Raw genomic sequence first — 23036 nt, 5'->3', positions numbered from 1 at the left:
AATTGCTAATAGTTTTTTATTCTACGTAAACACGTTATTCTATATAGATAAGGATTTGTCTTACCACTGAGGTACTTTGTGCTAACGCTGCTAACCAGTTATCGTCGTGTGCTCTATAACAGCCATATTTTATATTATACCCGAATCTTAATTGCGCTGACAGGCACAACCTTGGTTCCATGGCTTTTAGGCCTAGAGCCTAAAGTCACGATCCCTTTAACTCTAGGCGTTGTCGCTGCCGCACTCACTGACTTAGATGATAGATTGACTGGCAGAATAAAAAATTTAATTATTACTTTATTCTGTTTTTTAATTGCCTCAGTCTCTATTGAATTACTTTTTCCTTACCCTGTTTTATTCTTTTTTGGGTTAGCATTCTCAACCTGCGGTTTTATCTTACTTGGCGCATTAGGGCAACGTTATGCCACTATCGCTTTCGGTGCCCTGCTAATTGCAATATACACCATGCTTGGCGTACCTATTTTTGATACTTGGTACATCCAGCCAGCGCTCTTATTAACTGGCGCCATTTGGTACAACATTCTCACCCTTATCGGGCATATCCTGTTCCCTGTTCGCCCACTACAAGATGCCATTACGCAATGTTATCAGCAGCTTTCGGCTTATCTTGATGCAAAGGCAAACTTATTTGATCCTGATCTTGAAGATGACTATCAGCAATCAGTCTATGATTTAGCCTTAGTTAACAGTACGTTAGTCAGTACAATGAATCAGGCAAAAATATCGCTACTCAGTCGATTAAAAGGCGATAGAGGTCAGCGAGGCACGCGTAATACATTGCAATATTACTTTGTCGCCCAAGATATTCATGAACGAGCTAGTTCATCACATATTCAATATCAACAGCTTAGCCGCCGTTTGCGCCATTGTGATATTTTATTTCGCTTTCAACGCTTATTAACCATGCAAGCAAGAGCCTGCCAGCAGGTCGCTCAATCCGTTTTATGGCGCAAACAATATCAACATAATCCGCGCTTTGAGCGTACATTTACGTATATTGAAAACTCCTTGCAGCTACTCCAGCAACAATCTCCTGAATTACATGAAATCAAAGCATTACGAAACTTGCTAAAAAATCTCAAAGGTATTGATGTCCAACTAAAAGGCTTAAGCTTAGGCCAAGCTTCTTGGCAGCAAAATAATAAGCAAATTGAACAGTTATCTGATGAATCAGTCTCGGGTATTCGTGATGTATTTGCCCGCTTCAAACATCATTTAACCCCCAAATCCTCGCTGTTTCGTCATGCAATCAGAATGTCAGTCTTGCTTTGTACTGGATACTTGATTATTCAATTATTTGATTTAGAACGCGGTTATTGGATCTTACTCACTAGCTTATTTGTATGCCAACCCAACTATAATGCGACTAAGCGCCGTCTAGCATTACGTATTACAGGCACGTTATTAGGGATCGCCATTGGCTTACCTTTACTCAATATCGTGCCATCCATTGAGGGGCAACTCACCCTAATCGTTATCACCGGGTTACTGTTCTTCATGTTCCGTAGCAGCCAATATGCTCAAGCAACACTATTTATTACATTACTGGTGCTATTTTGCTTCAATTTACTCGGTGAAGGTTTCGAAGTCGCATTACCTCGAATAATCGACACTCTAATTGGCTGTTTTATCGCATTACTTGCCGTCAGTTTTATTTGGCCTGACTGGAAATTTCGACAGTTACCACAAGTAGTTCAGAAAACGATGGATAGCAACTGCCGTTATTTAGACGCTATTTTGCAGCAATATTATCAAGGTAAAGATAATAGCTTGGAGTACCGTGTTGCAAGGCGTGACGCCCATAATAATGATGCAGAATTTGCTTCAATTGTTTCAAATATGGCATCGGATCCTAAGTCATACCAAATTACGCAAGAGCAAGCATTCCGCTTACTGTGTTTAAACCATACATTACTAGGCTATATTTCAGCACTCGGTGCCCATCGAGAGCAAATGCAAAACGAAGCGAATCTCGCCTTATTAAATGATGCAATCTGCTATATCGAATCGTCTATTCAAGTCACATCCTTAGATCCCGCAATTATTGACGAAAAATCAGAGCGTCTAAGAGTGAGCTTACTGAATCGCATTGACCGTGCATCCAGCGATGACGATGAGAAAACTGTCTTGATCATGGAACAAACTAAATTACTGGTTGAATTAATTCCTGAAATAAAATCAATGATTAAACAGATTAGCTTGTCATAAAATAAACTGATGAGCGGGCATTAAAACCTATTAATGGTCATGCCCGCTGATTTGAAAGAATCAAAATTAGTTCATGCTGTTAAACCAGTTAATGAGCTCCTGCCGAGTTCGAGAAGGTAATACTTCACTATGGCAACCCTCAATAGCCGCAGCCAATCCAATCAACTGTTTTACACTTGGTATCAGCTTCCCATGCTGTTTTAGTTTCAAGAAACACGCTTTAGCACCAATCATAATGAGGTCTTCAGCATGGAAAATCCCAATTTTCCCAAGCGCCCTCTCCATTGCCATATTCATATTTGGCAAGTCCTTGATGCGTACCGCCGCCGACTCTCTTTGTTGGGTTTCTTCCATGGCTGAACGGTAAGCTAATTCAATGATATGACTCAATATTGATGGGTTACACCAGGCCTCTTCCGGAAGTTGGTAATAGCGCATCTCTAGAGGTATACCTCTTTTACTGTATACCAACCGTTCAAACCCAACTGATTCAAAATAGCTACGAGAAAACAGGCACCCACGAACATAGAAATGTCCATCCAATACTAACCCCACCAGTGCATTATCAATACACAAACAGTATCCACCGAAATGGTTTTTCTTTTTTAGTACACCAAACTGACCCAAAATTTGTTGTAAAAGGGAACTTCTTTCATTTTGTAATGACACTTTTTCATCTCCTTATGAATAAAAAAAACACAATCGTCCTTGAGCTTCAAGCAATAAAAAAACAACTGTTTTTACATATAATTATGTTTAATCAATTTTAAAGTTTCAGTTAAAAATGCCAAGTATAACTCGCATAAAAACCACAAAGTTGCGAAGCGCTTTGTAAAAATAGCCTTGATATTGTATAAATATACAGTTACTGTATGTTCATACAGCACTTATCTCCATGAAACATTGTACTACATGTAAAATTGTAGCGAGGTGAATTATGAGTATTTCTACTTGGAATAGCGCAACAACACATTCTCTTAATCATTTTACTAATGATAGCTTCACGCATGACCAGCTTACGCATAGCAATTTAAGCAATGCAACCCCAGCAATGAGTTTTGCAAATGGCTCAATGCAACAAGGCATGGTGAGCGAGCTAGTCTATAACGAACAACACCCAATTATGGATTACATCTTGCTACCCATGTTGCGCCAGTTCGGTATTCAATCACGTTGGCTATTGTGGCTGAGCCCAGATAAAAAACTGAGTAAACACTGGTTAGAGCAAGCGGGTTTACCCACCAACAAAATCATGCAATTTAACCAAGTTAATTCAATTACGACCATTGATGCCATGGAAAAAGCATTAAGAAGCGGTAATTACAGTGTCGTATTAGGATGGTTGCCAGAAATAAATGAGCAAGATTTTATTCTTTTACAAAATGCGGCAGAAGCAGGTCATTCGATGGGATTTATTATGAGACCAGACAAAACATATAATACAAGCTCAGCGGATATTAGACATCAAAACCTTTTAAAGATTCACGCCAATAACATTCACTAAACAATAATAAGATTTTTCTTACGAAATTTTACATTCATCAAGATAATTATAAAGAAATATATTTAAATTCTTTAAAAACAATAAGATGCGTTTATTAACAACAAAATGGGTAATATATTTATCTCTCTGATTTCAACGGTAAAAAAAGACTTTTTTTAACCTTTATTGCTTACCATACTTGTATCTTTTGGAGTTCGTTGTAGACTTTAGCCTGTTAAGCTCATGACATTATTTTTTTACTTTTCGTAAATTTTTGTGGATAATGTCAGCTGAACCTAGCAATTAAATTGAACCAATGGCAAATAATAAGGCTCACGAAGCCAAGCCAATATTGGATGATAACGAGGCGTAAAAATGAAAAAGACAGCTATCGCGGTAGCAGTGGCAGTGGCAGCATTTGCAACTGTTGCACAAGCAGCTCCAAAAGATAACACTTGGTACACTGGTGGTAAATTAGGTTGGTCTCACTACGAGCACGCTAAATTTACTTTTGAAGATGCTGCTGGAGATGAAACTTCAGTTGGTACTGGCAAAAAAACTCGTGACCAATTAGGTGCGGGTCTGTACGCAGGTTACCAATACAACCAGTACATGGGCTTCGAAATGGGCTATGACTGGTTTGGTAAAATGAAGTACAAAGGTGACAACGCAGGTAGCGTTTCTTCAATGGGCGTTTCTCTGACTACCAAACTGAGCTATCCAATCATGGATGACTTAGACGTTTATACTCGTCTGGGTGGTATGGTTTACCGTACAGAAGCTAAAGTTAACGGCGTTGGTAAAGAAACTGACACTGGCGTTTCTCCAGTTTACGCACTGGGTCTTGAGTATGCTATCACTCCAGAATTAGCGACTCGTTTAGACTACCAGTGGGTTAGCCGCATGGGCGACAAAGACAACATCGGTGTTAGCCCAGATAACGGCATGCTGAGCGTTGGTCTTGCATACCGTTTCGGTCAAGAAGCAGCTCCAGTTGTTGCTCCAGCAGTAGTTGCTGAGCCAGCAGCTCCAGTTGTTGAAAACAAACGCTTCACTCTGCGTTCAGACGTTCTGTTTAACTTCAACAAAGCGACTCTGAAACCAGAAGGTCAGCAAGCACTGAACGAACTGTACAACGAACTGAGCAACATCGACCCAACTCAAGGTCGCGTGCTGGTAGTTGGTTTCACAGACCGTATCGGTTCACAAAACTACAACCTGCCACTGTCACAAAAACGTGCTCAGTCAGTAGTAGACTACTTAGTATCTAAAGGCGTTCCAGCAAGCGCAATCGCTGCTGAAGGTCGTGGTAAAGAAGATCCAGTAACTGGTAACAAATGTGACGCAGTTAAAGGCCGTGCAGCTCTGATCGAGTGCTTAGCGCCAGACCGTCGCGTTGAAATCGAAATCCAAGGTACAACTGAAGTTGTAACTCAACCAGGCGCTTAATTTATAGCCCTAGTTTGAATTTCGAACTGAATATAAAAAGCCCCAATTTATTGGGGCTTTTCTTCATCCTTAGAAAGAAAGATCATCACAATAATCCATTTGTTCAACTATAGATCGTTACTCTTTCTCCGACTTACCTAAGATCGCTTGAAGATCATGCTTCAATAAGCTCATTTGGCTCTCATACTTATCTTTATGTTCCGCATCTTCAATTAACTGAATAATCGTCTCTGATAAGGTTTTATTCCGTTTTACTGCCAAATTAGATAGTCGTTGCCAAACCGAATAATTTAAATCAATCGACTTTTTTCGAGTATGTGGATGCTCAGCATTAAAGTGACGTTTACGACGCGCACGAATACTCTGTTTCATTCGGTTATCTAATTGAGGGGACATATGATCTGCAATCCATTTCAATACATCCACAGGCGTATTTTCCAGCTTTAACAACAGCTCAATTGCCTCTTGCTCCGCACTTCTTTCTATATATCGGGTAATAGGCTCCCCACTTCTCGCTTTATTGACTAGATATTCCCATTTCCAGCCACATTCAAGATTTTCAAGCTGCTGATATTTCATATTTTTTCCCGAAGAAAATCGTACCTATCATTATATTAGCAATAATATAAGAAAAATGCTCAAAGTGGATTTCATTTAATCGACTATCCATTGATTAACACAAAGAAAATAACAGTAAATAAAAAAATAGTGTACAATTCGCATCCACACGTTAACAAACCACTAAAATCGCATGTCCACTTTTGAACACATACTTCTTATCTATGGGATTGGAGGAGTATGTTCAGCGTTATTCGCCCTGCTAGTAACCAAAGATCCTAGTTTTTGCATGAGATTATTGAGCGCACTTCTTATTGGCTTTACATGGCCACTGAGTTTACCCGTCGCACTCATGTTTTCTTTATTCTAACTCGATATTTCGACAAATATTGCTGCAAGATTAGCGTTCAAAGGCTAATATAACAATCTTAAGCCGAAAATATTTTAAGGTAATAAATTAGCCTGAAATTGTATATAAAACAGACGGTACATAAATAAACTCAGGCATATGCGCCCTGCTGATTGGCAGGCATTTATTGATAACCATACTAATAGCAGATAATTATAGTGATCAGTCAAGAATTAACATGGCAAGGCCTAACTCCTAACTTATCGTCTTTTCAGACAAAATTTGTCTCTTCAGCGACGTTGACTCCGGCAACATTGGCTGATATTCAACCAAGATTATTCGATGGGATGCAGCATTTCATTCGTGAATATGCTCAAACGCGCTTTATGTTCATCAAGTCTGACGAAAGTGAAGAGTATCTCAAACTATTTACTGACGCTATCACCCCACTATTGACTAAAACCCAATTTATTAATGGTGACTATCAATTATCTGAAGATAAGCAACGATATCAGTGGCAAAACGATGTTACTGGTCGTTTTTCCTCACATGAAAAAATCGCTTACCGCCACTGGATTGAACCAGAACAACTGTTCGGCTATATCACGCCAAATCAAAATCTAGTCCCAGGTTTGCTACACCAAATTAACGGTGGAGTCCTCGTTATTTCTGCAACCTCGTTGGTCACTCAGCCATTAATGTGGACTCGGCTAAAAAATATGGTGACTCGCCGCCAATTAGAGTGGCTGCCACATAGTGAAAATCAAACCTTACCGATTGAAATTGAGCCTCAGCCGCTTGAACTTAAAGTAATTGTTGTCGGTGATAGACTCATATTAGAAGAGTTTGAGTTTGCAGCTCCTGAGCTGTTTGATTGTTCAATATATGCAGAATATGAACCTCTCATGTTTTTCGAAGACGAAGAACAATTAAGCTTATGGATGAATTTCATTAAATTCATTGTCAACAGTAATCAGCTACCAGAAATTGCTGCTGACGGCTGGTCTGAATTTATTTTGCAAGCGACGCGTTGTTGTGAAGACAAATACAATTTGCCACTTGATATTAATTGGCTAACTCGCAATTTAACCAATGCAGCTCAATACGTTCATGAAGGCTATTTAACGGCTGAATCATTCTCTCAAGCCGAAGAAAATCGTTTATGGCGTCATTCTTTCCTTGTTGAGCGCAATCAAGACGACATCCTACAAGAGCAAGTTTTGATTAAAACTGAAGGGGAAGTTGTTGGTCAAATTAACGGGCTATCTGTCTTACAGTATCCGGGATACCCTGATGCAATTGGTGAACCATCACGGATCACTTGCGTGGCTCATCTAGGCGATGGTGAATTTACCGACGTCGAGCGCAAAGCAGAATTAGGTGGCAATATTCATGCAAAAGGCATGATGATTATGCAGGCCTACCTAAACTACGAATTAAAATTAGAGCAACCTCAGCCTTTCTCTGCCTCTATTGTATTTGAACAGTCTTATGGTGAAGTTGACGGTGATAGCGCATCATTAGCTGAACTGTGTGCCTTAATTAGCGCATTATCATTGCAGCCTATCGACCAACAAATTGCCGTCACTGGTGCGGTTGACCAATTTGGCTATGTTCAACCGATTGGCGGTGTTAACGAAAAGATTGAAGGATTTTTTGATATCTGCGATAAGCGTGAGCTAACAGGTAATCAAGGTGTCATCATCCCAATGTCTAATGTACGCCATCTATGTTTGAAACAAGAAGTTATCGAGGCAGTCAAAGAAGAGAAATTCCATATTTGGCCTGTCGAACATGTTGCTCAAGCAATTTCTCTCTTAACGAAACAACCTTACTTTGAACAACAAGTAGAAGGTGATAACGTACACTTGTTAGCTTTAATTCAAGAACGCATAAACCAAGCAAATTCACCGGATAAGTCTAGATTACCTTGGTTTTTAAAGTGGATGGGCTAAGTAAAGATTGAGTAAATATTAGCTGATCGGAGTTGTTCAGCGTACAAGTGTAAGCTATTCTGTTGACCTACACATAATAAAGGCTATCTGAAGATCATGGTTGATAAACGCGAATCCTATACAAAAGAAGATTTAGAGGCTTCTGGAAGAGGCGAATTATTTGGGGAAAATGGTCCTCCATTGCCATCAGGTAATATGTTGATGATGGATCGCATCATCAAAATGACCGAAGATGGTGGTACATTTGATAAAGGCTACGTTGAAGCTGAACTGGATATCAATCCAGATTTATGGTTCTTTGGTTGCCACTTCACGAATGACCCTGTTATGCCTGGTTGCTTAGGTCTTGATGCTATGTGGCAACTGGTTGGTTTTTACCTCGGCTGGTTAGGCGGCGAAGGTAAAGGTCGTGCGTTAGGTGTCGGTGAAGTGAAATTCACTGGACAAGTATTACCGACCGCAAAAAAAGTCACTTACCGTATTAACTTTAAACGTGTGATTAACCGTAAGTTAATTATGGGATTAGCAGATGGTGAAGTTCTGGTAGACGGCAAACTGATTTATGCTGCAACAGACCTGAAAGTCGGCTTATTTAAGGATACAAGCGCGTTCTAATCGTAGCTTGCCTTAAATGCAAACCTCCGCAAATGCGGAGGTTTATAATTTCAAGGGGATGGTATTAAATTATGCGTCTAATTAATTTCCGCAAAATAATTTAATGATCCTCGTTAAATGACCAATTAAACGGCTACTGCCGCTCTATCCTCCATCGCTTTTCGCCAACCACCTAGCCAATGCGAACGGGCATCTACTGCCTGATAAGGACATAATTCTTTGGAACGTCCGGTTAAACCTGCTTGATAACCTCTTGATAACGCTCTTTCTAAACGGTCTCGCTTCTGTCTTTTCATGCCTTACTTCCCTCATCATTTAAATGGAAAAGAAAACAGCATCTATTTTTTGTTAATAGATACACTATACAAATAGCGCCCGTCCATAAGAAATGCAAGTAAAGAATTTCATATTATTGTCATAATTATGATAAATGTGACCTACATTTCGAGATAATCACAACCTACTGATATTCAAATGATTAAAAATAAATTCATTATTTATCAGTTAATTAAGATTCATAATATCCACTTTCAAAATGAAAAATAATAAAAAAATGCACTACGTTTTACCGTAGCGCATTCATGTCACAACAAAATCATTATCAAATTATGGCTTGCTTATCTCTTGAGCAATATCTGCCGCCACTTTTTGCCAACCACTCGCTAATGTTCTGACTAATTCAGGATAACCATCTTCTTGCTGTTCTAATTGGATATCAAAGTTGCGGCGTACAACTTTGTCGCCACGCATCAATGTCCAAAATCCCTGCACTAACACTTTCCCATCATAACGACCATTAAATGCCGTTAGAGTGATATCTAACGTCTCAGGTGAGTTCTGCAAAGGTTGTAATGAGATAAATCTATCCGGTAGAGCAGAAGATAGCTCACGCACCATTGATTGCCCTAATTGTTGCTCTAACGGACTTGCCCATAAATGCGCACTCGCATTTGAATAAGCAACATCGGACGTTTGGTAAGTTATCCCATTTGATGTCAGCACATCCGCCAGCGTAATACGCTGTAACCAGATTTGTCCTTTATCCATCACGGCCTCAGATTGAACTTCAGGGGCCTTCATCGGTAATTGATAATACATTTTTTCTGGGGTGCTACTACAAGCCGCCAGGAGAAAAACGCCTATCGCTAATAGATATCTCATTATTTTTTCACTCCTTTAGGCACAACGTCCTTGCTTGGTTCTGCTTCAAACACGAGCGCATTGCTCTTATTATTCAGCGTGCGCAGTAGTGGTTGTACTTCACGCAGTACTTGATCTAAACGCTGCATATCATCAACCATCTTATTATAAGCTGGTGAGCCTGGTTGGAAGCCTTGCATCGTTTTGTTTATCTCTTTCAGTGATTTTTGCATGTCAGCAGGTAAACTCTGGAACTCTTTGCTAGACATCAATTTATTCAACTGTGTAAACATCACATTTGCTTCTTGAACCAGTTTTTGACCTTCAGCTAATGTTTGCGTTGTTTGTTTCAACATAGGCTCAATTGGCATATTGTTGATTTTATCCAGTACGGCAATCACTTTCTGTTGGATCTGCGCTAAACCACCACTGTGTGTTGGAATAATTTTATAGCCAGCAATAACATAAGGACCTTTGTACTCTGGCACATCTGGAATAAAGTCGAGGTCGATATACAGTGCACCCGTTAATAAATTACCGGACTTTAACGAGGCTCTTAAGCCATTTTTCATCGCCAGATTCAGTTCATTTTTCAGGTTAAAATCTTTACCAACATCCTTAGAAAAACGCTCGGGTTCGATATGAATAAGAACAGGAATGCGGAAGTTATTATCCAGTGATTGATCCAGACCCGCCGTATAGAATGGCACTTGTGCCACTGTACCTAAGCGAATACCGCGGAATTCTACTGGTGCCCCCGGCTGTAGACCGCGTACAGAATCAGAGAAGAACAGCACAAAATCTTGGTATGTGGTGTATAACGAATCTTGAATACTTGATTGAGTATCAAACAGTTCGAACTGTGCATTCTCTTTAACTGTTTCTCCTGGTACCCACCCTTCAGGCACATCAAAACTCACGCCACCAGTTAATAATGTCGCCACCGACCCCATGGAAACATGTACCCCTTGGGAAGACATATCAAAGGCAATACCGCTATCTTTCCAGAAACGCACGTTGCTGCTAATTAACTTGTCATACGGTGCATTGATAAACAGCTGATAACGCATATCGCGTTTATCCATATCAAAATTACTGGTTTCAACGGATCCAACACGATAACCACGGAATAATACAGGGTCGCCAGCATTTAACTGCCCTGCTTTGTCGCTGGTTAAAATAATCCGTTTACCTTTAGCATCAGGGGACGCCAAAGGTGGCGTATCTAATAACGTAAACTCAAAATGTTCTTTTGCCGCTAATCCCGGCTGCAGTTCAATATATGCCCCTGATAACAGAGTACCTAGCCCTGTTACCCCATCACGACCTATCGTAGGTTTCACTATCCAAAAGGCAGAATCAGAGCGCAGCAAACCTTCCATTTCAGGATTCAAGCGGGCTTTAATAATCACGCGGCTAAAATTAGCATCGAGGGTGACGCTTTCAACCACCCCAATATCCACGCTACGGCTTTTAATTTTGGTTTTACCTGCTTCAACCCCTTCCGCACTGTAAGTGATTAACGTCACTTCTGGGCCTTGATGGCTGAAATGGTAAAACATGATCCAAGCACCGATGAGTAGAGTCACAATCGGGATCACCCAAACCGGTGACCAGCTCTTTAACTTACTCACTTTAGCATTGGCCTGTGGTGTTTCTTGATCTGTCACCCTGCGGCTCCTTCTTGTTCAACAGTCTTAACTGCATCTCTCTTTTCACAACGATCCCATGTTAAGCGAGGATCAAATGTCATTGCGGCAAACATCGTTAAAATTACCACTACACCGAAGAAAATAACTCCCAGTGCCGGTACGATGTTCATTAACTGCCCCATTTGAACCAATGCAGTCAAAATGGTAATTACAAACACATCGATCATTGACCAGCGACCAACATACTCCACCAGCTCATAAATAAAATGCATTCGATGAGGATCACGGTTACCAAACCCTTTAGAGTCGAGGCATAGCCATGCTATACCAATCATTTTCAAGGAAGGCACCATAATACTGGCAATAAAAATAATCATGGCGACGGGGAATGAACCATCTTCCCAAAGAAGGATCACACCATCCATGATAGTAGAAGGCAACCCACTACCTAAGGCGTTTGTTGTCATCACCGGCAGAACGTTTGCGGGAATATAAAGCAAAATAGAAGTTAACAATAATGCCAAAGTCCACTGCAAACTTTGCTTTTTACGTACGCTACCATGGGCATGGCAACGCGGACATTCATGTTGGTCTGCTGGCAAAATTGCCGTACAAACTAAACATAAACGCACATCTTGGCTAATTCCTGTTTTCCCAACAATCAGCGGTTTATTGAGTTTGGGCGCCTCTTCAATTCGGTTCCATAACCAATGTCGATCTAGGCACTGGAATGCTCGCACTTGCATCATACAAAATGCGCAATAAGGGAGAAAACTCATCCCAATGCCAATATCACCATAGGCAATTAACTTAACAAAACTAACTAATACCCCCGCCAAAAAAATCTCCGCCATACACCACGATTTCATCTGAAAGAGAATTCGCGTTATAAGCACTTTGATTGATTTAGGAAGGTGAACCTGCAGCCCTAACAAGATGATAGTCACCATGCAAAATGCAGGAATAATCAAAGAAAATAGGAGAAAAAACAGCGCTAAGCCGCTGTAACGCGTCCCCATAATAATCTCGATGATTTGAAACATGGAGATTTCATTCTCAATGCCTGCTGCACTCATTTTTACAAATGGGAAAAGACAGGCAATTACCAGCATAATCAATGCACTAAATGCATATGCTGCGGGTTGCCTGTAAGGATAACGCCACTTGGATATGAGTGTTGTTTCACAACGCGGACATGTGGCTTTATTTCCTTGTTCCAATTCAGGAACAGCAACCATCATGTCGCACTGTGGACAGAGCACATGTTCATGGGGCTCATGAGAACACAAGGTGTTTTCTCTCCTTTTGATTCAAGCCGTCATATCAACCGTTTTTCAACAGCTCTAGCTCCTGCCAACGATCAAACGCCTGTTCTAACTCTTGTTCTTTAGCGGCAAGTGCAGTTAACGCTTGCTCAGTCACATCATGTGGCTGATTAAAGAAATCTGCATCGCCAATTTGTGCTTGAAGAGTTTCAATTTCCCCTTCAAGTTGCTCTAATTTCGCCGGTAATTGCTCTAATTCACGCAATAAATTATAGCTAAGCTTATTTGCACGTTTAGGAGCTTCTTTTGGCTTAGATTCTTTTTCTGGCGCAGCTACTTTACTGGTTTGCTCCGATTTCAGACGTACGGTTTGTGCTCTTTGTTGTTGAGCATCATTATAGCCCCCCACAAAGCGGTTAATTTCGCCGTTACCTTCGAAAATCCAGCACTCTGTTACGCTGTTATCCACGAATTCTCTATCATGGCTAACTAATAAAACGGTACCTTGATACCCATCCACCAGCTCTTCCAGTAACTCTAATGTTTCAACATCAAGGTCGTTGGTTGGTTCATCGAGGATCAGCAAGTTACTTGGTTTTAAGAATAAACGCGCTAATAATAAGCGGTTACGCTCACCACCGGATAACGCTCTTACAGGCGTCATCGCGCGTTTTGGCGGGAACATAAAGTCTTGCAGGTAACCCAATACATGACGAGGTTTACCATTAACCATGACCTCTTGCTTACCTTCCGCAAGGTTATCCATAACAGTTTTATCTGGGTCGAGTGCTGCGCGGTGCTGGTCGAAATACGCAACTTCAAGTTTAGTCCCACAGTGAACGCGTCCACTATCTGCTTGTAAATCGCCGAGCATTAAACGTAACAGTGTGGTTTTACCACAACCGTTAGGTCCCACCAATGCAATTTTATCGCCACGCATCACTTGCGCAGAGAAATCTTTCACTAAAACTTTATTATCAACTTGATAATTAACGTTTTCTAACTCAAATACAATTTTACCGGAACGCGCTGCTTCACCCACTTGCATACGCGCAGTGCCCATCACTTCACGACGTTCCGAGCGTTCTACTCGCAATGCTTTCAGCGCGCGAACACGGCCTTCATTACGGGTACGACGCGCTTTGATCCCTTGGCGGATCCAGGCTTCTTCCTGTGCTAATTTGCGATCAAACTCCGCATTTTGCATCTCTTCAACACGCAGCGCTTCTTCTTTATTGATCAGATAATCATCATAGTTACCCGGCCAAGAAGAGAGCTGACCACGGTCTAAATCGATAATACGGGTTGCCATATTACGAATGAAAGAACGGTCATGGGAAATAAAGACGATGCTACCTTGGAAATCTTTCAAAAAGGTTTCTAACCATAAAATGGTTTCAATATCTAAGTGGTTAGTCGGCTCATCTAAGAAAAGCACGCGAGGATTGCTGACCAAGGCACGTCCTAATGCCGCTTTACGCAACCAACCACCAGATAATGAAGATAACTCCGCATCCGCCGGTAAACCCAGTTTTTTGAGCACATCATTAATACGCGAGTCTAATAACCAGAGATTTAAGTTATCCAGAACCTCTTGTAAATCCGCCAGTTTATTTAAATTTTTCTCACTTGGATCAGACTCCACCAGCTTAGCAACATGGTGATAATCTTTTAAATATTGTGCTTGTTCAGCAACACCTTCGGCCACAAAGTCAAAAATAGTGCCTTCCACGTTACGCGGTGGATCCTGCTGTAAGCGAGCAACAATTAAATCTTGTTCATAAGTTAATGAACCATCATCCAGTGGCTGCTCTTTCGTCAAGACACGCATCAGGGTCGATTTTCCTGCCCCGTTGCGACCCACTAAACAGACACGTTCATTATCTTCAATATGAATTTCAGTATTGTCTAACAGAGGCGCATCACTAAACGCGAGGTATGCACCCGATAAATTAATCAAAGCCATTAATTCTGTTCCTTACTCTGCGTGGCTAATTAACCAGCAGTTGTGAATTTGACGGTTACGTGCGAAGTCTTCTGACAGTGTCTTAGCGGTGATTTCTTGTGCTTTTAGGCCAAGTTCAGTCAGTGCTTCGAGATCCATTTTGAATCCGCGCTTGTTGTTGGAGAACATCACGGTACCACCGCGACGCAGCATACGTTTCAAATGGGTGATTAATTGCACATGGTCACGTTGAACGTCAAAGGTTCCATCCATACGTTTCGAGTTTGAGAACGTCGGTGGATCGATGAAAATCAAGTCAAATTGCTCATCAGTATTGGCTAACCAATTCAAACAATCCGCTTGCATTAAACGGTGCTGGCGACCTGTAAGCTGGTTGGCTTGCAAGTTTTTCTCTGCCCACTCTAAATAGGTACGAGACATATCCACAGAGGTTGTGCTCTTCGCACCACCTAGCCCCGCATGAACGGTGGCAGTACCGGTGTAGCAAAAGAGGTTTAAGAAGTCCTTACCACGGCTCATTTCACCTAACATACGACGAGCAATACGGTGGTCGAGGAATAACCCAGTATCCAGATAGTCAGTTAAGTTAACTAACAATTTAGCGTTATATTCATTCACTAAAAAGAAATCATCTTTCTGTGCTAATTTTTCGTACTGTTGTTTACCTTTTTGGCGCTGACGCGTTTTCAATACTAATTGATTCGAGGTTAACTCAAGGACATTCATTGTCGCGGTGATCACATCGAACAGGCGCTGACGCGCTTTACGCTCATCAACGGTTTTTGGCGGTGCGTATTCTTGGATAACGACTTTGTCGCCATAAATATCCACAGCCACATTGTATTCAGGTAAATCTGCATCATATAGACGGTAGCAATCAACACCTTGCTGCTTCGCCCACTTCGTCAGTTTTTTCTGGTTTTTACGTAAACGGTTAGCAAAATCTGGTGAAATTTCCGCAATAGTTTCTGATGGCGTTTCCGCTAATTGATAGTTTTTCTGTACACAATCCAGTGGACCATTTTTCGCTTTAAATTCACGTTCAGAACGTAATTGTAAGCAGCTTAATAATTCAGGGGATGCACTGAAAATCGATAAACGCCAGCCTGGGAAACGCGCTTTCACAATACGACCAAATTGGCTATGTAATGCGATTAATGCCGGTTCACTTTCCAGACGCTCACCGTATGGTGGGTTACTGATAATGGTTCCCTTGATATCCGTTTTAACTGGGTTTTCCAGCGCCGCTGCATCACCATGATTGAAAGTGATTAAATCTTGCAATCCTGCACGACGAGCATTGGCACGCGCCATATCCAGCACACGCTTATCAATATCAAAGCCATAGAAACGGGAAGTGGTATCTTTCAAGCCTTGGCGGAAACGTACCTGAGCTTCCGTGACAACTTCACGCCATAATTCAGGGTTATGTTTCAACCATGCATTGAATCCCCAATGCTGGCGATACAAGCCCGGCGCTCTATCCGCTGCAATCATTGCCGCTTCAATTAATAGAGTCCCTGAACCACACATAGGGTCGACTATCGGGGTATTTTTCTGCCAGCCCGAACGGCCAATAATTGCTGCCGCTAATGTTTCTTTTAGTGGTGCTTGACCCGCTAAATCGCGATAGCCACGAATGTGCAGTGAATCACCACTCAAGTCCAGTGCCACGCTTGCGCGTTCTTTATTTAAGTAGACGTTAATACGAATATCGGCTTCTTGGCGAGCAACATTCGGGCGCTGGTCTAACTTACGCACAAAGCTGTCGACGATGGCATCTTTCACTTTTAATGCACCGTATTGGCTATTACGGATCTCTTCGTTGGTTCCCGTGAAATGCACCACAAATGTGTCATTCACATCGAAGATTTCAGACCAATCAATCGCTTGAACACCCAGATATAAATCAAGGTCGCTATAGACATCAAAATCATTCAGCGGTAATAAAATACGGGATGCCAGTCGACTCCACAGCAGACTTTGATACATCACACGGTCATCAGCCTGAAAATAGACGCCCCCTTGTGCCACTTTGCACTGGCTAGCGCCTAGCGCTTCCAATTCAGTTTTCAGTAGTTCTTCCAGGCCTCGAGCTGTGCTGGCAAACAGAAAATTCATAGTATTTATTACCGATTTCGATGAAAAATTGTTGCGCATTATAGCTAATCTCATGCACTTGTCATAAAGTTGCTGCACAACAATTATAGGATTAAAAAATGATTACGCTTTCGCGCCTGTATACACACCCAGTCAAGTCAATGAGGGGCATTCGTCTATCTCATGGTTACGCTGATATCAGCGGATTGACGTTTGATCGTAACTTTATGGTCACCACATTAGAAGGTAAGTTTATCACTGCGCGTAAATATCCGCAGATATTATTATTTACCCCAGCTATGCTCAATAATGGGCTTTATCTAAAAGCACCTAATGGTGAAAGCGCCACCGTATTGTATCAGGACTTTAATGAGAAACAGAGTCCTACAGAAGTTTGGGGCAATCATTTTCATGCACTTATTGCACCTGATGAGATAAATAGTTGGTTAAGCAGCTTTTTTGACGAGCCAGTCCAACTGAGATGGCTAAGTCCTGAATTATCTCGTCGAGTCAAAAAGCACCAAGACATTCCCTTATCTTTTGCCGATGGCTACCCATTTTTACTTATCAATGAAGCCTCAGTACAAGAGCTACAACGCCGCTGCCCAGCCAGCGTAAAACTCGAACAATTTCGCGGTAACTTAATTATTACCGGTGCTAAGCCGTTCGAAGAAGATAGCTGGAAACGCATTCAAATTGGTGATGTGATCTTCACTTTAGATAAACCTTGTAGCCGCTGTATTTTGACCACCGTCAGTCCAGAGAAAGGGATCAAGCACCCACACGCAGAACCGCTCGCTACGCTGCAAACTTTCCGTATGGATGACACTGGTGATGTGGACTTTGGGCAAAATGCATTAATTGAAAATACGGGGATCATCCGCGTAGGAGATACTCTCACCGTATTAGAAACTAAGCAGCCAAAACAATATCCATTACGCGATAAAGAAGCCCCTGTTATCCAAACCACAAAACCGACTCCAACTGCCGTGAATTTGGTTTTTGAAGAGATAGAATATATCGGAAACACAGAGCATGTGATCCTTGAACAGCTTGAATCTCACGGGCTTTCAATCCCTTATTCATGCCGTGCAGGAATTTGTGGACGTTGCCGAATTTCACTGCTTGAAGGGGAAGTCACTCCACTAAAACAAAGCGCTATCAAAGATAATGGGGATATTTTGGCTTGTAGCTGTATTCCAAAAACTGCGCTCAAACTTGCATTTAATCAAGCCGATTAAATAGAAATAAAGCCTCAACTAAGAAAATAATTTTTTAGTTGAGGCTCTTAATTAAAGATAAATTCTTCCCATATTCTTCAGCTACATTTATCGTATAAATTTTATCATGCCTATTTTTTCATTTTATTTATTTTGCATGGAAAACTTTATTCCGTATAAAAGCAATCAAAATACGAATATGATCATCAGTGATCAATTACATGGCATTTCCATATAATAGGCGCTTGGTTTTCGACTGATAATGCATCATCCGATCGTTCATGATCTTAATTGGATCACAGAATCGCAAAGTACGATCCGGTAATTCTAATGATGCTTCTGCTAATAAACACAAGCTTGCTGAATGACCCGCTTCTGCAATAATAAATGTTGAATAAACATTGCTATTTTCTAAGCACACTTGAATTAACTGACCGCGTTCTGGTGCACTCATAAAATGGAAACTGGAAAAATACCAACTTTTTGGCATTTGGGGCTTTAAGAAGCGGTAAGCAACTAGGCTATTTAAGACTAATTCCGCTCTCTCTTCATAACTAATATTTAATCTCTTGGCTTGCTCATCAAATAAATAAAACTCTGCTGCATCTTCAATACTAAAAGGCATTTCATTTTGTGCAGAAACAGTCAACATTTTAGCTGGAAAACAAGACCGAAATATCATGCCGTTGGCGAGATCTAACATCACTCTGTCATGGTCACGATCAAAATACCAACGCCAATGATCATCAGGTTTAATATTCATAAACGATCCTTTAGCGATGTTATAAGCAAATAAGCTTTGTTTGGATCCTTTATTAAGATCCCTTTAAACATATCTCTGTTATATCCTAAAGCTTAAAAGAAAAAGATACACGACAGACTGATCAATATTAAGCAAACGTCAATGTCGGCTTTTTTAAAAACGAATTAATCAGATGAGCGAAAACTATATAGTGCACAACTACACGTATAACTTGTCATTTAATGGATATAATTTATGTTCAATCTTAATATAGGATAAAAGGGGGAATAAATAAACCCCCCTTGTATAATTAATCACCATTTTTTAGATGTGATTAACAATATCCTTTATTAATTTTGGTCCGTGGTAAATAAAACCAGAATAAATTTGGATTAATGATGCCCCTGCTTCCATTTTTTCTCTGGCTGCAGTTAATGAATCAATACCACCAACACCAATAATTGGTAACCTTCCATTTAATTCACGGGAAATAAGTTTAATGACCTGGGTACTTTTTAATTGCACCGGACGACCACTTAAACCACCCGCTTCATTACAGTAATTTAAACCTTGAACTAAAGAACGATCCAATGTGGTGTTCGTCGCAATAACGCCATCAATATTATGTCTCACTAAACTGTCAGCCACTTGCACAATTTCTTCTTCAGTTAAATCCGGTGCAATTTTGACCGCAACAGGAACATATTTCTGATGGAGTGATTGCAATGCTAATTGCTTCTCTTTGATGCCACTTAATAAATCATCCAGCGCTTCCCCATATTGTAATGTGCGTAATCCAGGGGTATTTGGTGATGAAATATTAATCGCGATATACCCTGCGTGGGCATACACTTTATCCATACAAATTAAATAATCGTCTTTACCATGCTCAACGGGCGTATCTTTATTCTTACCAATATTAATCCCGATAATCCCGCCGTAGGTTGATTTTTTAACGTTCTCAACAAGGTTATCAACCCCTTTATTGTTGAAACCCATGCGGTTAATAATCCCTTCCGCTTCAACAACTCTGAATAATCTTGGTTTGTCATTTCCATCTTGAGGACGTGGTGTAACGGTTCCAATTTCTACAAAACCAAATCCCATAGCACCAAACGCATCAATGCACTCGCCATTTTTGTCGAGTCCTGCGGCTAGGCCTAATGGATTTTTAAAGGAGAGTCCCATACAGGTAACGGGTTTGGTTGCAATGGATTGACGAAGGAGGAATTGGAGAGGAGAGTGGTTTAAACGCTGAAGCTGACGAAACGTTAATTCATGGGCCTTTTCAGGGTCGAGCTGAAACAGTGCCTTTCGGGCAAGGTGATATAACATAGCTATTAACCTACTTTCTGTCTAAGTACGATTGAATATGCATTTCTCTACACGACACACTCAAACTCAGCGCGTGCAAAAATACCCCCAAACCTGTTTTACCAAATAGGGTTTGTGAGTATACAAGTGAGATTGGCTTGATAAAACGGCACATATGCTACCCCAACTGTGGGGTAATAATCCATGAAAATATCACTAAAAGTGCTAATTGTTTTGATCTTCTACCATAAAAAAGCCCTTAGACTCGAAAATCTAAGGGCTTACATGCATTTATTCTCAGAATTAACTACCTACTATCCTAAGAATTAACTTTCTAGCGCTTTAGTTATCTTCTCAAACAGATCCCCAGAAAGGTTTTCTAACCCTTTGAGTTTTTCCAGAACCTCACGCATTAAATCTTGGCGCTTCGCATCATAACGTTTAAAACGGATTAATGGCTCAATTAATCGCGATGCCACTTGTGGATTGCGAGTATTCAGATCCACTAAGATCTCATACAGGAATTGATAACCGCTGCTATCTTCTGCGTGGAAGTTCACCGGGTTGCCTGCTGTAAATGAACCCACTAATGCACGAACACGGTTCGGGTTAGTCATGCTAAATGAGCGATGATTTAATAATTCACGTACTTTTTCCAGAGTGTTTTTAGCTGGATTGGTGCCTTGCAGCGTAAACCATTTATCCATCACCAAGCCATCATGGTGCCAACGATCGTCAAAATCTGACATCAGCTCAGCGTGACATGGCAAGCCCGCTTCGTTTGCAGCGGTTAATGCCGCGAGTGAATCGGTCATATTATCCGCACTGCGATATTGAGCTTCCACCAGCTTATTCGCTAACTCACGATCGTCCGCTGCCGCCAAATATTGCAAGCATGTATTACGCAGTGAACGCAGTGCAATATCACCGTGATCTACACGATATCCATCAATTTTAATCGAACGATAAACAGTTAAGAATTCATCGTGCATTTCATTTGCTAGCGTAGAGTGGATAAAATCAATCGCGTTATGGATTGCCACAGGATCAATAACGGTAAACAGCTCGGCAATTTCATTTTCTGAAGGCAGAGTCAAAATTAAAGCAGCTAATGCAGGGTCAATATTGTCACTGAGCAATACAGCGCGGAATGCATCCACAACATGCTCAGGCAGGACCAGCGCTTCCCCTTTATGCAGTTTTTCCACGTTAATTTTGGCATAGTTATTAATCAGTTGCTGCGCCGCATCCCAGCGAGAAAATTCATTACTCGCATGCTGCATTAAAAATGCCAATTGTGCATCTGTATATGGATAATCCAATTTTACTGGCGCAGAAAATTCACGTAATAAAGAAGGCACTGGGCGAGAAGTCACATGGTCAAATACAAAATTTTGTGACGCTTGAGTGACATTTAAGACTGAGTTCACCAAGCTTCCATCACGCTTAAGTGGGATCACTGCACCATCTTCACCGTACAATTCGATATCCAATGGAATATGCAGAGGCTGTTTTTCTGCTTGGTCGGCAGTTGGTGGCGTCATTTGGCTGACATGCAGCGTATATTGTTGCTTCTCTGGCGAGTATTCATCACGAACGGTCAAAACTGGCGTTCCTGATTGGCTATACCAGCGACGGAACAGGGACAAATCCACGTTCGATGCATCTTCCATCGCCTGCACGAAATCATCACAGGTTGCAGCGCTACCATCATGGCGATGAACATACAGCTGGATCCCTGCTTGGAACATCTCTTCTCCAAGCAAAGTGTGGATCATGCGGATAACTTCAGACCCTTTTTCATACACTGTCAGTGTATAAAAGTTGTTCATCTCGATCACTTTTTCAGGGCGGATCGGGTGAGCCATTGGACTTGCATCTTCCGCAAACTGCGCCGCCCGCATGACTTTGACATTATTAATACGGTTAACTGAACGTGAACCTAAATCAGAGCTAAATTCTTGATCTCGGAATACGGTTAACCCTTCTTTTAAACTTAATTGGAACCAGTCACGACAAGTAATACGGTTGCCTGTCCAGTTATGGAAATATTCGTGACCAATCACAGATTCAATATTCAGATAATCTTTATCTGTGGCAGTTTCGCTTTTCGCTAAAACGTACTTCGAGTTAAATACATTCAGACCTTTATTTTCCATTGCACCCATGTTGAAGAAATCAACGGCAACAATCATATAAATATCAAGGTCATATTCTAAACCGAAACGCTCTTCGTCCCATTTCATTGCATTTTGCAGGGATTTCATAGCCCATGGCGCACGGTCTAAGTTGCCTTTATCAACAAACAGCTCTAATGCGACTTTGCGACCAGTGCGAGTCACAAACTCATCGCGTAACACATCAAAGTCCCCTGCGACCAGTGCAAATAAGTAACTTGGTTTCGGGAATGGGTCTTCCCATTTTACCCAATGGCGACCATCGTCCAATTCACCTTCCGCGATGCGGTTACCGTTAGAAAGTAAATAAGGATAGCGAGATTTGTCTGCTGTAATTTTGGTGGTGTAACGTGCTAAAACATCGGGGCGATCTTGGTAATAAGTAATGTGGCGGAAACCTTCTGCCTCGCACTGAGTACACAAAGCTTCACCAGAAACATATAACCCTTCTAACGCACTGTTTTTCTCAGGGCTAATCTCATTAACAATACTCAGTGTAAACGCCTCTGGTAGCGATTCAATGATAAGCTTGCCTGATTCTTCTTTATAGTTTGTCCACGCTTTACCATCGACTTCAAGGCTAATAAGAGTTAAATCTTCACCAAATAATTCTAAGGTGGAAGATTGCGGATTAAGGCGTTTCACCTTACTGATAGCGGTCACTTTGGTTTTGGCGGGATCAAGGTCAAAATCAAGGAATATTTCTGTAATTGTATAATCAGGTGCTTGATAATCTTGACGATATTTCGCTTGTCTTAACTGAGTCATAGGTAACCTTTTTATTCGTTATATCCGTGTCATAGTCTCTTTCTACTGTATACA

The 23036-nt window shown here is 41.1% G+C and carries 18 protein-coding genes; 7 read left to right on the top strand and 11 right to left on the bottom strand.

Annotation, left to right across the window (positions count from 1 at the left end; all coding sequences use genetic code 11):
• The first annotated feature begins 78 nt into the window (after nt 1–78).
• Nucleotides 79–2229 carry a YccS family putative transporter gene (yccS, locus tag ACIH2S_RS06650; RefSeq protein WP_159075029.1) on the top strand — a complete coding sequence of 717 codons (2151 nt, stop codon included), beginning with the start codon at nt 79–81 and terminating at the stop codon, nt 2227–2229.
• A gap of 66 nt (nt 2230–2295) precedes the next feature.
• On the opposite strand, the gene ACIH2S_RS06645 is transcribed toward yccS, so the two are convergent.
• Nucleotides 2296–2898 carry a TfoX/Sxy family DNA transformation protein gene (locus tag ACIH2S_RS06645; protein WP_036951681.1) on the bottom strand — a complete coding sequence of 201 codons (603 nt, stop codon included), beginning with the start codon at nt 2896–2898 and terminating at the stop codon, nt 2296–2298.
• 268 nt (nt 2899–3166) lie between these two features.
• Between ACIH2S_RS06645 and sulA the strand changes: the two genes are divergently transcribed.
• Both sulA and ompA read left to right on the top strand, forming a co-directional pair.
• On the top strand, nt 3167–3733 hold the full coding sequence (gene sulA / locus ACIH2S_RS06640) for an SOS-induced cell division inhibitor SulA (protein WP_321146429.1): 567 nt from the start codon (nt 3167–3169) through the stop codon (nt 3731–3733).
• A gap of 354 nt (nt 3734–4087) precedes the next feature.
• Nucleotides 4088–5161, top strand: coding sequence for a porin OmpA (gene ompA, locus ACIH2S_RS06635; RefSeq protein WP_036951685.1), 1074 nt, complete (start codon nt 4088–4090; stop codon nt 5159–5161).
• A 117-nt stretch (nt 5162–5278) separates the two neighbouring features.
• Here ompA and matP read toward each other — a convergent pair whose 3' ends face one another.
• Nucleotides 5279–5740, bottom strand: coding sequence for a macrodomain Ter protein MatP (gene matP / locus ACIH2S_RS06630; protein WP_108478890.1), 462 nt, complete (start codon nt 5738–5740; stop codon nt 5279–5281).
• 172 nt (nt 5741–5912) lie between these two features.
• Here matP and ACIH2S_RS06625 point away from each other — a divergent pair, with 172 nt between their 5' ends.
• The 3 genes from ACIH2S_RS06625 (at nt 5913) to fabA (ending at nt 8638) form a co-directional block, all read left to right on the top strand.
• Nucleotides 5913–6089 (top strand): GhoT/OrtT family toxin, encoded by a 177-nt coding sequence (locus tag ACIH2S_RS06625; RefSeq protein ID WP_071992149.1) that lies wholly within the window; start codon nt 5913–5915, stop codon nt 6087–6089.
• A gap of 197 nt (nt 6090–6286) precedes the next feature.
• On the top strand, nt 6287–8023 hold the full coding sequence (locus ACIH2S_RS06620) for an AAA family ATPase (RefSeq protein WP_430248322.1): 1737 nt from the start codon (nt 6287–6289) through the stop codon (nt 8021–8023).
• Nucleotides 8024–8119: 96 nt separating this feature from the next.
• Entirely contained in the window at nt 8120–8638 is a 519-nt protein-coding gene (gene fabA, locus ACIH2S_RS06615; protein WP_036951692.1) for a bifunctional 3-hydroxydecanoyl-ACP dehydratase/trans-2-decenoyl-ACP isomerase, read from the top strand.
• Between the two features lie 125 nt (nt 8639–8763).
• On the opposite strand, the gene rmf is transcribed toward fabA, so the two are convergent.
• The 6 genes from rmf to rlmKL form a co-directional block, all read right to left on the bottom strand.
• Complete coding sequence (rmf, locus tag ACIH2S_RS06610) at nt 8764–8934, bottom strand: ribosome modulation factor (RefSeq protein ID WP_036951696.1); 171 nt, start codon at nt 8932–8934, stop codon at nt 8764–8766.
• A gap of 310 nt (nt 8935–9244) precedes the next feature.
• Nucleotides 9245–9799, bottom strand: a complete 555-nt coding sequence (gene pqiC, locus ACIH2S_RS06605) for a membrane integrity-associated transporter subunit PqiC (RefSeq protein WP_349487714.1) — start codon at nt 9797–9799, stop codon at nt 9245–9247.
• On the bottom strand, nt 9799–11448 hold the full coding sequence (pqiB, locus tag ACIH2S_RS06600; RefSeq protein ID WP_036951701.1) for an intermembrane transport protein PqiB: 1650 nt from the start codon (nt 11446–11448) through the stop codon (nt 9799–9801). The genes pqiC and pqiB overlap by 1 nt, the downstream gene beginning before the upstream one ends.
• Nucleotides 11445–12719 carry a membrane integrity-associated transporter subunit PqiA gene (gene pqiA, locus ACIH2S_RS06595; protein ID WP_132494521.1) on the bottom strand — a complete coding sequence of 425 codons (1275 nt, stop codon included), beginning with the start codon at nt 12717–12719 and terminating at the stop codon, nt 11445–11447. The genes pqiB and pqiA overlap by 4 nt, the downstream gene beginning before the upstream one ends.
• Nucleotides 12720–12753: 34 nt before the next feature.
• Nucleotides 12754–14661: an ABC transporter ATP-binding protein gene (locus tag ACIH2S_RS06590; RefSeq protein ID WP_430248319.1), complete on the bottom strand. Its 1908-nt coding sequence runs from the start codon at nt 14659–14661 to the stop codon at nt 12754–12756.
• 12 nt (nt 14662–14673) lie between these two features.
• Nucleotides 14674–16782 carry a bifunctional 23S rRNA (guanine(2069)-N(7))-methyltransferase RlmK/23S rRNA (guanine(2445)-N(2))-methyltransferase RlmL gene (rlmKL, locus tag ACIH2S_RS06585; RefSeq protein WP_430248318.1) on the bottom strand — a complete coding sequence of 703 codons (2109 nt, stop codon included), beginning with the start codon at nt 16780–16782 and terminating at the stop codon, nt 14674–14676.
• Nucleotides 16783–16880: 98 nt separating this feature from the next.
• Here rlmKL and ACIH2S_RS06580 point away from each other — a divergent pair, with 98 nt between their 5' ends.
• Nucleotides 16881–18002, top strand: coding sequence for a YcbX family protein (locus ACIH2S_RS06580; protein ID WP_430248317.1), 1122 nt, complete (start codon nt 16881–16883; stop codon nt 18000–18002).
• A gap of 196 nt (nt 18003–18198) precedes the next feature.
• Here the strand turns inward: ACIH2S_RS06580 and ACIH2S_RS06575 are convergent, their stop codons facing one another.
• From ACIH2S_RS06575 to pepN, 3 genes are all read right to left on the bottom strand, one after another.
• Nucleotides 18199–18744: a cell division protein ZapC gene (locus ACIH2S_RS06575; RefSeq protein ID WP_154604232.1), complete on the bottom strand. Its 546-nt coding sequence runs from the start codon at nt 18742–18744 to the stop codon at nt 18199–18201.
• Between the two features lie 303 nt (nt 18745–19047).
• Nucleotides 19048–20058 (bottom strand): quinone-dependent dihydroorotate dehydrogenase, encoded by a 1011-nt coding sequence (pyrD, locus tag ACIH2S_RS06570; RefSeq protein ID WP_036951716.1) that lies wholly within the window; start codon nt 20056–20058, stop codon nt 19048–19050.
• 305 nt (nt 20059–20363) lie between these two features.
• Nucleotides 20364–22982 carry an aminopeptidase N gene (pepN, locus tag ACIH2S_RS06565; protein ID WP_108478896.1) on the bottom strand — a complete coding sequence of 873 codons (2619 nt, stop codon included), beginning with the start codon at nt 22980–22982 and terminating at the stop codon, nt 20364–20366.
• Nucleotides 22983–23036 lie beyond the last annotated feature (54 nt).

This window comes from Providencia lanzhouensis (genome assembly GCF_050469745.1).
Classification (GTDB): domain Bacteria; phylum Pseudomonadota; class Gammaproteobacteria; order Enterobacterales; family Enterobacteriaceae; genus Providencia; species Providencia lanzhouensis.
This window is presented reverse-complemented; position numbering and strand designations above follow the sequence as displayed.